The 12,338-nt window shown below is 69.1% G+C and carries 12 protein-coding genes; 2 read left to right on the forward strand and 10 right to left on the reverse strand.

The features are described 5' to 3' along the window. Nucleotides 1-148 precede the first annotated feature (148 nt). Nucleotides 149-2,740: an ATP-dependent chaperone ClpB gene (clpB, locus tag ABTX24_RS27605; RefSeq protein ID WP_350844224.1), complete on the reverse strand. Its 2,592-nt coding sequence runs from the start codon at nucleotides 2,738-2,740 to the stop codon at nucleotides 149-151. Between the two features lie 155 nt (nucleotides 2,741-2,895). Here clpB and ABTX24_RS27610 point away from each other — a divergent pair, with 155 nt between their 5' ends. Further along, nucleotides 2,896-3,330, forward strand: a complete 435-nt coding sequence (locus ABTX24_RS27610) for an SCO6045 C-terminal-like domain-containing protein (RefSeq protein WP_350844226.1) — start codon at nucleotides 2,896-2,898, stop codon at nucleotides 3,328-3,330. Further along, nucleotides 3,318-3,539 carry a hypothetical protein gene (locus tag ABTX24_RS27615; RefSeq protein WP_350844228.1) on the forward strand — a complete coding sequence of 74 codons (222 nt, stop codon included), beginning with the start codon at nucleotides 3,318-3,320 and terminating at the stop codon, nucleotides 3,537-3,539. The genes ABTX24_RS27610 and ABTX24_RS27615 overlap by 13 nt, the downstream gene beginning before the upstream one ends. A gap of 7 nt (nucleotides 3,540-3,546) precedes the next feature. Here the strand turns inward: ABTX24_RS27615 and ABTX24_RS27620 are convergent, their stop codons facing one another. Genes ABTX24_RS27620 through ABTX24_RS27660 form a run of 9 tightly spaced genes read right to left on the reverse strand, consistent with a single transcriptional unit; the run spans nucleotide 3,547 to nucleotide 12,337 of the window. Continuing rightward, nucleotides 3,547-4,053: a hypothetical protein gene (locus tag ABTX24_RS27620; protein WP_350844230.1), complete on the reverse strand. Its 507-nt coding sequence runs from the start codon at nucleotides 4,051-4,053 to the stop codon at nucleotides 3,547-3,549. Then, nucleotides 4,050-4,631 carry a hypothetical protein gene (locus tag ABTX24_RS27625; protein ID WP_350844232.1) on the reverse strand — a complete coding sequence of 194 codons (582 nt, stop codon included), beginning with the start codon at nucleotides 4,629-4,631 and terminating at the stop codon, nucleotides 4,050-4,052. The genes ABTX24_RS27620 and ABTX24_RS27625 overlap by 4 nt, the downstream gene beginning before the upstream one ends. After that, nucleotides 4,628-5,773: an MlaD family protein gene (locus ABTX24_RS27630; RefSeq protein WP_350844234.1), complete on the reverse strand. Its 1,146-nt coding sequence runs from the start codon at nucleotides 5,771-5,773 to the stop codon at nucleotides 4,628-4,630. The genes ABTX24_RS27625 and ABTX24_RS27630 overlap by 4 nt, the downstream gene beginning before the upstream one ends. Then, on the reverse strand, nucleotides 5,773-7,116 hold the full coding sequence (locus ABTX24_RS27635) for an MCE family protein (RefSeq protein WP_350844236.1): 1,344 nt from the start codon (nucleotides 7,114-7,116) through the stop codon (nucleotides 5,773-5,775). Before ABTX24_RS27635 ends, ABTX24_RS27630 begins: the two co-directional genes overlap by 1 nt. A 35-nt stretch (nucleotides 7,117-7,151) precedes the next feature. Then, nucleotides 7,152-8,180, reverse strand: coding sequence for an MCE family protein (locus ABTX24_RS27640; RefSeq protein ID WP_350844238.1), 1,029 nt, complete (start codon nucleotides 8,178-8,180; stop codon nucleotides 7,152-7,154). Then, the gene (locus ABTX24_RS27645; RefSeq protein WP_350844240.1) at nucleotides 8,177-9,190 is read right to left on the reverse strand and encodes an MCE family protein; all 1,014 of its coding nucleotides are present in this window, start codon (nucleotides 9,188-9,190) and stop codon (nucleotides 8,177-8,179) included. The genes ABTX24_RS27640 and ABTX24_RS27645 overlap by 4 nt, the downstream gene beginning before the upstream one ends. Further along, nucleotides 9,190-10,221 (reverse strand): MCE family protein, encoded by a 1,032-nt coding sequence (locus ABTX24_RS27650; protein ID WP_160026637.1) that lies wholly within the window; start codon nucleotides 10,219-10,221, stop codon nucleotides 9,190-9,192. The genes ABTX24_RS27645 and ABTX24_RS27650 overlap by 1 nt, the downstream gene beginning before the upstream one ends. Further along, nucleotides 10,218-11,498 carry an MCE family protein gene (locus ABTX24_RS27655; protein ID WP_350844242.1) on the reverse strand — a complete coding sequence of 427 codons (1,281 nt, stop codon included), beginning with the start codon at nucleotides 11,496-11,498 and terminating at the stop codon, nucleotides 10,218-10,220. The genes ABTX24_RS27650 and ABTX24_RS27655 overlap by 4 nt, the downstream gene beginning before the upstream one ends. Next, nucleotides 11,495-12,337: an MlaE family ABC transporter permease gene (locus tag ABTX24_RS27660; protein ID WP_160026635.1), complete on the reverse strand. Its 843-nt coding sequence runs from the start codon at nucleotides 12,335-12,337 to the stop codon at nucleotides 11,495-11,497. Before ABTX24_RS27660 ends, ABTX24_RS27655 begins: the two co-directional genes overlap by 4 nt. Nucleotide 12,338 lies beyond the last annotated feature (1 nt).

Raw genomic sequence — 12,338 nt, forward strand, 5'->3', positions numbered from 1 at the left:
GAGGTCGTCGAGGTGATCGAGTCCGACCTGTTCCGGGTGCCGACCACGGTCGACCTACACGGCAGCACGCTCGCCGTGGTCAACGGCAGTTTCGTCGCCCACAACTACGGATTCGGCCCGCCAGAACTACGGTTTCGGGCGGCGGTGGTCAGACCTTCAGGGTGAGGCCGTCGCCGTCGCGGTCGACGGTGACCTGGCCGCCGTCGGACACCTCGCCGCCGATGAGCATCCTGGCGAGAGGGTCGCCGATGGCGGACTGGATGAGGCGGCGCAGCGGCCGGGCGCCGTACGCCGGGTCGTAACCGGTCTCGGCGAGCCACTCCCGAGCCTGCGTAGTGACGGAGATCGAGATGCGGCGGGCGGCCAGACGCTTCTCGAGCAGACCGAGCTGGATGTCGACGATCTTGGTGAGGTCGGCGAGCGAGAGGGCGTCGAACATGACGACCTCGTCGAGGCGGTTGAGGAACTCGGGCTTGAACGACGCCCGGACCACCGCCATGACCGACTCGCGCTTCTCGTGCTCGTCCATCACCGGGTCGACCAGGAAGGCCGAGCCGAGGTTGGAGGTGAGGATGAGGACAGTGTTGCGGAAGTCGACCGTGCGGCCCTGGCCGTCGGTCAGGCGCCCGTCGTCGAGCACCTGCAGCAGGATGTCGAAGACCTCGGGGTGGGCCTTCTCGACCTCGTCGAGCAGCACCACCGAATAGGGGCGGCGGCGCACCGCCTCGGTCAGCTGACCACCCTCCTCGTAGCCGACGTAGCCCGGAGGCGCTCCGACCAGACGGGCGACCGAGTGCTTCTCGGAGTACTCGGACATGTCGATGCGTACGATCGCTCGCTCGTCGTCGAAGAGGAAGTCGGCGAGCGACTTGGCGAGCTCTGTCTTACCGGTGCCGGTCGGGCCCAGGAACAGGAACGAGCCGGTGGGGCGGTTGGGGTCGGCGATGCCTGCACGAGAGCGGCGGACGGCGTCGGCAACGGCCGTGACCGCTGACTTCTGCCCGATGAGGCGCCGTCCGATGACGGACTCCATCTCGAGCAGCTTGGCCTGCTCACCCTGGAGCATCTTGCCGGTCGGGATGCCGGTCCAGGCCTCGACGACCTCGGCGATCTGCTGGGCAGCGACCTCCTCGCCGACCAGCCGGTCGGCGACCTCGCCCTCGCCCTCGGCCTCGGCGGCCTCGGCGATCTGCCGCTCCAGCTCCGGGATGCGACCGTAGAGGATCTCCGAGGCCTCCCCCAGCGATCCCTCCCGCTGGAGCCGCTCGGCCTCGCTGCGCAGCGCGTCGAGCTGCTTGCGCAGAGCACCCTCACCCTCGAGAGAGGCCTTCTCCTGCTCCCAGCGCGCCTCCAGCCCGCGCAGCTCCTCCTCCTTGTCGGCGAGCTCCTTGCGCAGCGCCGCGTGACGCTCGAGCGAGGCGTCGTCGGACTCCTTGGAGAGCGCGAACTCCTCCATCTTCAGCCGGTCGACGGCGCGGCGGAGCTGGTCGATCTCCTCCGGAGACGACTCGATCTCCATCCGCAGCCGGGAGGCGGCCTCGTCGATCAGGTCGATCGCCTTGTCGGGCAGCTGCCGGCCGGTGATGTAGCGGTCGGACAGGGTCGCGGCGGCCACCAGGGCGGCATCGGTGATGCGGACACCGTGGTGGGCCTCGTACTTCTCCTGGATGCCGCGCAGGATCTGCACGGTGTCCTCGACCGACGGCTCGCCGACGAAGACCTGCTGGAACCGGCGCTCCAGGGCCGGGTCCTTCTCGATGCGCTCGCGGTATTCGTCGAGCGTGGTCGCACCGATCATGTGCAGCTCACCGCGGGCGAGCATCGGCTTGAGCATGTTGCCGGCGTCCATCGCGGAGTCGCCGCCGGCGCCCGCGCCGACGACGGTGTGGAGCTCGTCGATGAAGGTGATGACCTGGCCCTCGGCGGCCTTGATCTCCTCCAGGACGGCCTTGAGCCGCTCCTCGAACTGGCCGCGGTACTGCGCACCGGCGACCATCGCCGCCAGGTCGAGGGACAGGAGACGGCGACCCTTCAGCGAGTCGGGTACGTCGCCGGCGATGATCCGCTGGGCGAGCCCTTCGACGACGGCCGTCTTGCCGACGCCGGGCTCGCCGATGAGGACCGGGTTGTTCTTCGTACGCCGCGACAGCACCTGGATGACGCGGCGGATCTCGGAGTCACGCCCGATGACCGGGTCGAGCTTGCCGCGCTCGGCGGCCTCGGTGAGGTCCTGGGAGTACTTCTCGAGCGCCTCGTAGGAGTCCTCGGCGTCCTGGCTCGTCACCCGGCGGTTGCCGCGGACCGCCTTCAGCGTCTCGCGCAGCCCCTTCTCGGTGAGCCCGGCGCTCTTGAGCACCTTCTGCGCCGACGACTCGACCGTGGCCAGCGAGATCAGCAGGTGCTCGGTCGCGGCGTAGTCGTCCTTCAGGGAGGTGGCCAGGGTGATCGCGCCGGCAAGGACCCGGGTCAGCCCACCCGAGGCAGCGGGCTGCTGCACCGTGGACCCGCTGGCACGCGGGAGACCGGCGAGATCGGCGGCCGCCGCTCGCGACAGCTCCTCGGCGTCCACACCGGACTTGGTGACCATCGACGTCGCGGTGCCCTCGTCCTGCTGCAGGAGCGCGACGAGCAGGTGGATCGGCTCAGTGGTGGTGTTGCCCGCCGTCGTGGCGGAAAGCTGCGCGGCCTCGATCGCCTCGCGAGCCTTGGTGGTGAACTTGTCTGCCGAAAACTGGCTCATCTGTCTCTGCTCTCCTCCTGGGGACGCACCTGAGTCTGCCGCGAGTGCCTGTCACCCGCATCTATCTCAACACAACCAAAGTTGAGTCTGTTCCACTCAACTTTGACTTTTATATAGTGCGGCGCCGGCCCAAACGAATCGGGCACACTCCTCACATGGACTCCCCAGGCGCGGTACGCGAGCAGCTCGCCGCGCGGCAGCGCGAGGTCCTCGACGACCTGCTGGCGGGACGTACGCCGCCGGGGTTCGACCCCGCCGGGACCACCGCGACCACGCGGGTCCTCCACCACAAGCGCTCCTCGGCCGCCGAGCACGCCGCCCCCGAGCTCGACCTGCTCCCGGACTGGCGGGCCCGCTTCCATGCCTGGGCCGCGCAGCACCCGCAGCAGGGCTGCGCCCACGATGACGTACGCGGCTTCCTGACCAGCATCGGCGCCGACTGGCTCCGGCTGCACGAGGTCTACGAAGGCCGTCGGCAGTGGGCACTCACCCGGATCGCCGGGCGCCGGGTGCTCACCATCGGTCTCGGCTCACAGATCTGGCACCTCAGCCGCCGCACCTGGAAACGGAGCTTCACATGGAAATCCTGATCATCCTCGGGGTCCTCGGCTTGGTCATCTACCTACTGATCGAGCCCGGTCTCAAGAGGCGTCGCAACCGCCGCCGAGGTCCCCGTAGACGGGGCGGCGGCAGCTCCGGCTCGAGTTCGTGCGGCTCCACCTACGACTCCGGCAACAACCACTTCTGCAACTCCTCCTGCGGCTCGAGCTGCGGCGGCGGCGGAGGCGGCGGCGACTAGAGAGCCATCAGAAGAGGTCGAGGGCGGTCACCTTCCACTGGCCGTCGACCTTCGCCGCCTCGACGGCGATCTGGGCGGCGGAGATGGATGACTCCTTGTCGGTGGAGCGCTGGGAGGCCTGGTCCAGGAAGACCAGGAGCTCGGCGGAGTCGGCGTCGAGGGACTTGACCGCGGCGACCTGGACCTCGGCACTGAGCACGAGCTTCTGGCCGGGGGCCTTCTCCTGGAGCTGCTTGAAGAGGAGGTCGTACTCCTTGCGGGCGTCTCCGGCGAGGAACTCGTCAGCGGCGGCAGCGGTCGGACCGGGATCGGAGAAGTCGTAGGAGAAGACCTGGAGCAGGCCGGTGGTGACGGCCGACTGCACCTCGGTGGTGGCCTCGGCGTCGACGACGGCGCGGTTGCCGACGTGGTCGGTCCTGCGCTCCCGGTCGGCCTGCCAGAACGCTCCCAGTCCCAGGATCAGGGCGAGCGCGGCGAGGAACGGTGCCCAGCGACGTACGAGAGAAGTGCTCATGACATGTTCACCGCTACCTGCTCGAGGCTCTCCAGGAGCCAGTCGTCGCCGACCTTGACCAGGTCGGCTGCGAACCTGTTGCGCTTGACCGTCGGCTCGGCGTCCTCACCGGAAGCAGAGCCGTCGCGGACCGTGATCTCGACCGCCGCGATCACGGTCGCGCTGTCGTCGTCGAGCTCGGTCACGGCCGCGTCCATCACCGAGCCGGTCGAAATCTTCTCCTGCTCGGCGAGGACCTTGCGGTCCTCCTCGGAGACGCTGGTCAGCTGATCGTGCAGGGTCCCGGTAGTGACCGCGGCCCACCCCTTCAGCCCCTCGTCCACCTTGCGGTAGTCGAGCGAGTTGAGGGTCTCGATGTGGCTGGTCGCGACGATCAGCACCCGGTCGCGCAGGGCGGCCTCGTCGACCATCTCCTGGTCGTGCCCGGTCGCACGCCACCAGGTCAGCGCGCCCGCGACCAGCACGCACAGCGCCACCAGCGGGAGGGCCCAGGTGAGCACCCGGTCGCGCCTCGACGGCTGTTCGGGGACCAGCTCGACCACCGAGGCCTCCGTCCGTCTCTCCGTCGTCGTGCTCATCGCTCCCCCATCAGTCCGGCGAGCGTGGTGGGGACGCTAACCGTCCCCGGCTCGACTGTCTCGGTCTTCGTGGTTTTCGGTCGGGGCACGGCCTCGCAGCCGGCCGCGGTGTTGAACGGCTTGCCCTTGCTCAGATCGGTGCCGGCGCGCAGGTCGGTGCCCTCATAACCCGAGACGCACGGCGGCGGGTTGAAGAAGGACGGCATCAGGCTCAGCCGTGGCCCGTTGGAGGTGTTGATCGCCCAGCCGATGCTGACCGCCTCCGGCACGGTCACGAAGGTCGACTCGAGCGCGGTGGCGTTCGTGCCGAAGAGCGTCGCGGGCGTGACCAGGTTGCTCATCAGGATCCCGAGCGGCTGCCCGACCTCCTTGACCAGCAGCGAGATCTCGGTGGCCGTGCCGGGCGCGGCCCCGATCAGGTCGCGTAGGTCCTTGTCGGAGTCAGCAAGGGTCGAGGAGAAGAGCGCGAGGTCGTTGCTCCAGGCCTTGATGCTGGTCGCCGACTCCTCCTGGGTCGCGAGCACCTGGTCGGAGTTGCGGATCAGGCTCGCCGAGACGAGGAAGTTGCGGTCGGCCTCCTGCTGGAACGAGAGCGAGGTGTCGACCAGCTTCCGCAGGTCGGACCCGGCTCCCTGGGACAGCAGGTAGGACTCGTCGATGGTCGTCACCAGGGCCTCCTCGGGCACCGAGGCGACGAAGTCGCGGCCGGTCTCGATGACCTGGGAGGCGTCGTACGGCAACGCCTCCTCCCCCGCAGAGAGCCGGTCGCCCTCGGAGAGCCGGGCGGAGCCCACCGCGCCACCGCGGAGGTCCAGGTACTGCTCGCCGATGGCCGACCGGTTGGCGACCTTCACGGTGACGTCCTCGGGGATGGCGGGGGCGTCGCCCTCGATCTCCAGCACCGCGCGTACGCCGTCGGAGCCCGCTTCCAAGGAGGTCACCTCGCCCACGGGCACCCCGCGGTAGGTCACCTCCGAGTTGACGAAGAGGCCGCCGCCCTCGGGCAGCGAGACGTCGACGCGGTAGGGCTCGTCGAGCAGGTCCAGGCCGACATAGCGGGCCCCGACATAGCTGGTGCCCACGAGCGCGAGAGCGACGAAGAGCCCCAGCTTGACGCGTACGCCTCCGGTGAGCCGTTGCATCATTCGCTCCCTTCCACGGAGCCGGCGTCGCTCGCCGCGCCTTCCGGCGACGTCTCGGAGGTCGCCGACCCGGACCCGGACGAAGGCTCGGTCGGTGACTCCGAGGGCGACCCGGAGGGATCTGACGGGGACGAGGACGGTGAGGACGACCCGGACTGCGACGGATCCGAGGAGGACGAGGACGACCCGGGAGCGGAGGGCAGGATCGACTCCCCCGGGATCGACGGCGAGGACGAGCCCGGCACCGGCGACGTCGTCGACGGCAGCAGTCCGGGCGGTGCGTCCGACGACCCGGACTGGGAGCTGACCGAGCCGCCGGACCCGCCCCCGACCGCCGGCTGCAGCCATTCGCAGCCCTTGGACTGGCAGCCGGCAGGAGTACGGAAGTTCGTGATCATGAACAGGTTCATGTAGTCCCCGCGGAGCGCGTTGAGCACCTCGTCGGGGAACGGGTAGGTGAAGAGGATCTCGAGCGCGTACGGCAGGTCCGAGCCGGCCTTGGCGAGCTGGTCGAGGATCGGGTCGAGCAGCTTCAGGTCGGCGACGATGTCGTCCTGGGCCTCGTCCAGGGTGCTGATGGTGACCTTGGAGAGCTTGTCGAGCGCCTCCAGCATCGCGACCAGCTGCGGACGCTGGTCGACGAGCACCTGCATGCCCGGCGAGAGCCCCTCCAGCGCTTCTGCGATCTTGGTCTTGTCCTTCTCCAGCGTGACCGCGAGCTCGTTGAGCGACTCGATCGCGGAGGTGATCGAGGCCGAGCGCGAATCGAGGACCGAGACGAACCGGTCCATCTCCGTCAGGAACGCCTTGATCTCCTCCGGCCGTCCGTCGGAGATCTGCTGCATCTCGCGGGAGATCTCCTGGAACTGTGCGATCCCGCCGCTGTTGAGCACCATCGACAGGGCTCCGAGCACCTCCTCGACCTGCGCTGCCGCCTCGGTGTCACCCCTCCCGAGGACCGCACCATCGCCCAGGGGCGAGCCCGCGACCGGCGTGGCGGGGCGGATCAGCGCGACGTACTTCTCCCCGAGCAGGGAGGTCTGCTGCAGTCGAGCCGTGGTGCCGGCGGGGAGCGAGACGTCGTCCCTGACCACCAGCGACACCCGCGCGCTGCGGCCGTCCTCGGTCAGCCGGATCTTGGAGACCCGACCCACCGCGACGTTGTCGATCTTGACGCTGGACTGAGGAACCAGATCGAGTACGTCGCTGAACTCGGCGCTCAGCGTGATCGGGTCCTCCCCCACGTCGGCGCCGCCGGGCAGCGGGGCCTCGTAGACGCCTCCGCTGACGGCACCGAGGCCGCAGCCGGAGAGGGTCAGGGCGGCCGTGGCCACCAGGGCCATGAGCGGTCTCGACAGAGGTCTCGACGAGCGCGACATCACTGCTCCTCTCCGACACCGGGAAGCAGGACCGGTGGCGCGTCCTCGGAGGTCTGGCCGGTGAGCCCGTCGCCGGACCAGACGCTCAGCTCGTTCAGGTTGGTGCGGCCGACGAGGCTGTTGGTCGCCGGGTCGTAGGCATTGACGTACTTCTGCAGCACCAGCGGGATCGTGGCGACCGCCTCCTCGAGCGACTCGTTCTGGTCGACGAGGACCTGGGTCGGCCCCTGCAGGTTCTCGACGCTGGTGCGCATCTCGCCGCGGTTGTCCTTGATGAACGACTCCAGCAGCGCGAGCGCCTCGCCGAGGTTGCTGACCGCGGAGGCCAGGTCGTCGCGGTCGTCGGCGAGATACTCGGTGACCTGCGCGAACCGGCGGTTGGCGTCCTCGACCCCGTCGTCGTGCTCGAGCAGGGTCTGGTTGAAGGTGTCGAGGTTCTCCACGGTGGCGAAGAAGTCCTGGTCGATGTCGGCCAGGGTGGCCGACGCATCGGCGCCTTCCCGGATCACCTGGTTGATGTCGGCGCCCTGCCCGTCGAGGTTGGCCGCCATCACCTCCAGGAACCGCGAGAGCGCACCGTTCTTGTTCACGCCGTTGGGACCGAGCTGGTCGCCGGCCTCGGTCAGCGAGGCGTAGAGGTCGTCGATCTCCACCGGCACCGCGGTCTCCTCGATGACGGTGCCGTCGCGGAGCTCGGGCCCGTCGACGTACGGCTCGGTGAGCTGGACGAAGCGGTCCGAGACCAGCGTCGGAGCGACGATCACGGCCTCGGTGTCGGCCGCGGCGGTCTGGCCGGGGTCGAGCGTCATCGAGACCTTCACGTGCTCGCCGGCCGGGGTCACCGCGGTCACCTCGCCGACCGGTACGCCGAGAATCTGCACGTCGGAGCCGGGATAGAGGCCGATGGAGGCCTCGAAGAGCGCGGAGAAGGTGGTGCCCTTCCGCCCCTCCCGGATCCCGTACGCAGCACCCCACCCGATCGCGCCGACGACGGCGATCACGAGGAGCCCGGCGATGAGTCGTCTCATCTCGTCCCTCCTGGCTTGCAGTCACGCTGGACGTCGTTGTCGAGCACCGGTGCGTTGTTCTCGTCGAAGAGGCCGCAGCCGTAGACGTCGATCCACGGCCCGTTGCTCATCGAGGCGCCGATCACCCGGTAGTAGGCGCCGATCTGGGAGAGCGCCTTGTCGAGGTGGTCCTGGTTGCGCTGCAGGATCTCGGAGACCTGGTCGAGCTTCTTCAGGGCCGGCTGGAGACGCTTCTGGTTGTCCTCGACCAGACCGGTGACCTGCTTGGCGAGGTCGTCGGTGTAGGTGAGCATCTGGTGGATCGCCTGCCGGCGGGCGGCGAGCTCCTCGAGCAGCTTGTCGCCGTCCTCGATCAGGAGCCCGATCTCCTCGTTGCGCTCGGCGAGGGTGCCGGTGACCTCGGTCGTCGTCCTCATCAGCTCGGCCAGCTCCTGGTCCCGCGAGGAGATCGTGCGGGAGAGCCGGGTGAGACCGGAGACCATGCCGCGTACGTCCTCGGGAGTGTCCTCGAAGACCTCCGAGAGGGCGTCCATCGACTGCTCGACCTGGGCCATGTCGATCTCCCCGACGGTGGTGGAGAGGTCGGAGAAGGCGGCGTTGACGTCGTAGGGAGTCGTGGTCCGGGAGACCGGGATCGGCTCGCGGAGGCGGCCCGAGCCGCCCGGGTCCAGGGCGAGGAACTTGCGTCCGAGCAGCGTCTTCACCTTGATCGACGCGGTGGTCTGCGAGCCGAGCGAGACGTCCTTGGCCCGGAACCTGATCAGCACCTTGTCGCCGTCGAGCTCGAGCTCGGAGACCTCGCCGACCTTCACCCCGGCGACCCGCGCCTCGTCACCGGGACGTATCCCGGCGGCCTCGGCGAAGTAGGCCTCGTAGGTGTCGCCACCGCCGATGACGGGGAGGTCCTCGGCGTAGAAGGTGGCGAAGAAGACGCCGGTCATGGCCAGGATCCCGACCACGGCGATGACGATCTTGTTGCGTTCGGCGAACGACTTCGGATAGCGGGCCATCATTGGCACCTTCCTGCCGGCGAGTCCACCCCGAGGTCGCCGTAGTAGCCCTCGGGTTTCGGGATCCGCCCGTCGATGGAGCAGATGTAGAAGTTGAGCCAGCCTCCGTAGGTGGCCATCCGGCCGATCTGGTCGGTCTTCTGCGGCATGGTGGTCAGGAACGTGGTCAGTGCCTCGTCGTTCTCGGCGAGGTTCTCCGAGACGTCGCCAAGGGAGTCGATCGAGTCGCGCAGCGGCTCGCGGCCCTCCTCCAGCAGCCCGGTGACGCTCTGCGAGAGCTCGCCCATCCCCTCGATGGTCGAGCCGAGCGTCTCCCGGTCGGCGGCCAGCCCGGAGACCAGCCGCTGCAGCGTCACCAGGGTGGTGTCGAGCATCCCGGTGCGCTGGCTGACCACCTCCAGGACCGAGTTGAGGTTGGTGATCAGGTCGCCGATCACCTGGTCGCGGTCGGCGAGGGTCGAGGTCAGCGAGGCGGTCGAGGAGAGCAGCGACTCCACCGTCGCTCCCTCGCCCTGGAAGACCGCGATGATCTGGGCGCTGAGGTTGTTGACGTCCTCCGGGTCGAGGAACTTGAACAGCGGCTGGAAGCCGTTGAACAGCATCGTCAGGTCCAGCGCCGGCCGGGTCTCGTCGAGCTCGAACGTGTAGCCGGCGCGCAGCGGCTCGCCGCCGGGAGCACCCGGCTCCAGTGCGATGTAACGCTGCCCGATCAGGTTGCGGAACCGCAGCTCCGCCCGGGTCCCCTCGACCATAGGCGCCGACTCGGCCGCGGTGAAGACGACCTCGGCGGTGTCGTTGTGGCGCAGCCCGATGGACTGGACGGTGCCGATCTTCACCCCCGCCATCCGCACGTCGTCGCCCTTGTTGAGGCTGGTCACGTCGGTGAAGAGCGCCGTGAACGTACGCCCCGACGAGGTCGACCCGTTGGAGATCGTCGTCGCCAGCGCCGCCATCGCCAGGACCGTCACCAGCGCGAAGACCACCGACTTGGTGAGCGTCACCGCGACCGAGCCGCCACTGTTGAGTCTCATCGGACGATCACCTCCGTGCCTCGCAGGGTCGGGCCGAGCAGCAGGCTCGACCAGGTCGGATACTCATCAGGTGCCAGGCCTTCCGCTGGTGCCATCACCTCGGCGATCAGCTGGTTCTCGCCCGGGGAGTTCTGCTCGCCGAGCCCCGTGGTCGCACCGAAGGTGCGCACCCGGTCCGTCGGCGGTGCCTCGATCCGCTCGGCGGAGTCGGCCGTCCCGGTGACGGCCGGCTGGCTGCCGGTCTGGCCGGTGACGTACGGGCATCGGGGGCCGCCGGTGCGCAGCTTCGGGACGTAGCCGGAGGGGTAGGGCTGCCGGATCTCCGAGACGCTGACCAGCGCATGGAAGCCGGGCTCGTCGGTGCCCTTGCCGAGATTCTTGGCCATCACCGGCGCGTAGTCGCGCAGGGCGCTGAAGAGGCAGGGGAAGGAGGAGGCGTACGGGCTGACCGCGCGGAGCGCGTCGCGCGAGGTGTCGGAGAGCACCACGATCGTCTCCCGGTTGCGCTCGAGCCAGCGGTCGGTGTCGGCGGCCGTCGTGGTCACCGACCGGAACGTGTCGGCGAGCTGCTTCTGTTGATTGACCAGAGTCGACGCGGTCACCGTCATGGTGTCCAGCGCGTCCAGCAGGTCCGGCGCGGCCTCCTCGTAGTGACCCGCGACCCGGCCGAGCGCGGCGAGGTCGTCGGCCATCTGCGGGACCAGCGGGTTGAGCTTCCTCAGGTAGTCCGCCCACGCCGAGAAGACCTCGCCGATGTCGTCTCCGTTGTCGCGCAGCATCGTGGCCAGCTCGCTCAGCGTCGCGTTGAGCTTGTGGGGCTGGATCGCCTTGAGCACCGGGAGCAGCTCGTCGAGCACCTGCTCCAGCTCGACCGCCTCGTCGGAGCGGTCCTGCTCGATGGTGTCACCGGCCTCGAGGTCCGCCCCGCCCGCGGTCGGCTGCAGTGCCACGTAGCGTTCCCCGAAGAGCGTCTTGGGCAGCAGCCTGGCGGTGGTATCGGTCGTGAGGTCGGAGAGGACCCCGGGCTCCAGGGCCAGGGTCAGCTCGGCGCCGCCCTCGCGGGCCGAGACGGTGCGGACCGTGCCGACCGGCACCCCACGCAGCTTGACGTCGGAGCCCTCCTGGAGGGCGTTGCCGAGGGTGCCGGTGGTCAGCGTGACCTCGGAGCGGTCCACGAAGGTCTGGTCGTAGGCGAGCCAGGCGCCGAGCCCCACCGCCGCGACCACGGCCAGGTAGCACAGGCCGAGGAAGGCGTCGCGAAGTCTGCCGAGGCTCATCCTGCGATCCTCACCGTCGTGGTGGCGCCCCACATCGCCATCGAGAGGGCGAGGTCGAGCAGCGCGACGACCACGATGGTCCGCCGCACCGAGCGCCCGACCGCGATCCCGACCCCCGACGGCCCGCCGCTGGCGTAGAAGCCCAGCCGGCAGTGGATCAGGATGATCAGGATCGAGAAGATCAGGACCTTCCCGAAGCTCAGCAGGATGTCGATGGGCGGCAGGAAGAGCTGGAAGTAGTGGTCGTACGTCCCGGCCGACTGCCCATGGAAGTAGACCGTCACGATCCGCGAGCCCGCATAGGAGGTCAGCAGCCCGACGACGTAGAGCGGGATGATCGCCACGAAGCCGGCGACCACGCGGGTCGAGACCAGGTAGGGGATCGTGCCCAGCCCCATCACCTTGACCGCGTCGATCTCCTCGTTGATCCGCATCGCGCCGAGCTGGGCGGTGAACCCGGCGCCGACGGTCGCCGACATCGCCAGGGCCGCCACCAGCGGCGCGATCTCGCGGGTGTTGAAGTAGGCGGAGATGAACCCGTTGAGCGTCGAGGTGCCGATCTGGTCGAGCGCTGCGTACCCCTGCATGCCGACGACCGTGCCGACGAAGATGCTCATCCCCGTCATCACGCCGATGGTGCCGCCGATGACCGCGAGCGCGCCGGTGCCGAAGGAGACCTCGGAGAGGATCCGGAGGATCTCGCGGGGGTAGTGCCGGATCGCCGACGGGATGCCGACCAGCACCTTCCCGTAGAACCGGATGTCGCGGCCGGACTGCACCAGCCCGTCCAGCGAGCGGTCCAGGCGCGACCGCTTCTTGACCACATCGACCGTCGCCATC

It is taken from the genome of Nocardioides sp. NPDC127514 (genome assembly GCF_040302125.1).
Lineage (GTDB): Bacteria > Actinomycetota > Actinomycetes > Propionibacteriales > Nocardioidaceae > Nocardioides.

Excerpts from the sequence above, each read along its gene's own strand:
- ABTX24_RS27635 (WP_350844236.1), bottom strand. The coding sequence starts at position 7,116 with ATGGCCCTGGTGGCCACGGCCGCCCTGACCCTCTCCGGCTGCGGCCTC.
- ABTX24_RS27620 (WP_350844230.1), bottom strand. The coding sequence starts at position 4,053 with ATGAGCACTTCTCTCGTACGTCGCTGGGCACCGTTCCTCGCCGCGCTC.
- ABTX24_RS27645 (WP_350844240.1), bottom strand. The coding sequence starts at position 9,190 with ATGGCCCGCTATCCGAAGTCGTTCGCCGAACGCAACAAGATCGTCATC.
- ABTX24_RS27660 (WP_160026635.1), bottom strand. The coding sequence starts at position 12,337 with ATGGCGACGGTCGATGTGGTCAAGAAGCGGTCGCGCCTGGACCGCTCG.
- ABTX24_RS27650 (WP_160026637.1), bottom strand. The coding sequence starts at position 10,221 with ATGAGACTCAACAGTGGCGGCTCGGTCGCGGTGACGCTCACCAAGTCG.
- ABTX24_RS27615 (WP_350844228.1), top strand. The coding sequence starts at position 3,318 with ATGGAAATCCTGATCATCCTCGGGGTCCTCGGCTTGGTCATCTACCTA.
- ABTX24_RS27655 (WP_350844242.1), bottom strand. The coding sequence starts at position 11,498 with ATGAGCCTCGGCAGACTTCGCGACGCCTTCCTCGGCCTGTGCTACCTG.
- ABTX24_RS27610 (WP_350844226.1), top strand. The coding sequence starts at position 2,896 with ATGGACTCCCCAGGCGCGGTACGCGAGCAGCTCGCCGCGCGGCAGCGC.
- clpB (WP_350844224.1), bottom strand. The coding sequence starts at position 2,740 with ATGAGCCAGTTTTCGGCAGACAAGTTCACCACCAAGGCTCGCGAGGCG.
- ABTX24_RS27630 (WP_350844234.1), bottom strand. The coding sequence starts at position 5,773 with ATGCAACGGCTCACCGGAGGCGTACGCGTCAAGCTGGGGCTCTTCGTC.
- ABTX24_RS27625 (WP_350844232.1), bottom strand. The coding sequence starts at position 4,631 with ATGAGCACGACGACGGAGAGACGGACGGAGGCCTCGGTGGTCGAGCTG.
- ABTX24_RS27640 (WP_350844238.1), bottom strand. The coding sequence starts at position 8,180 with ATGAGACGACTCATCGCCGGGCTCCTCGTGATCGCCGTCGTCGGCGCG.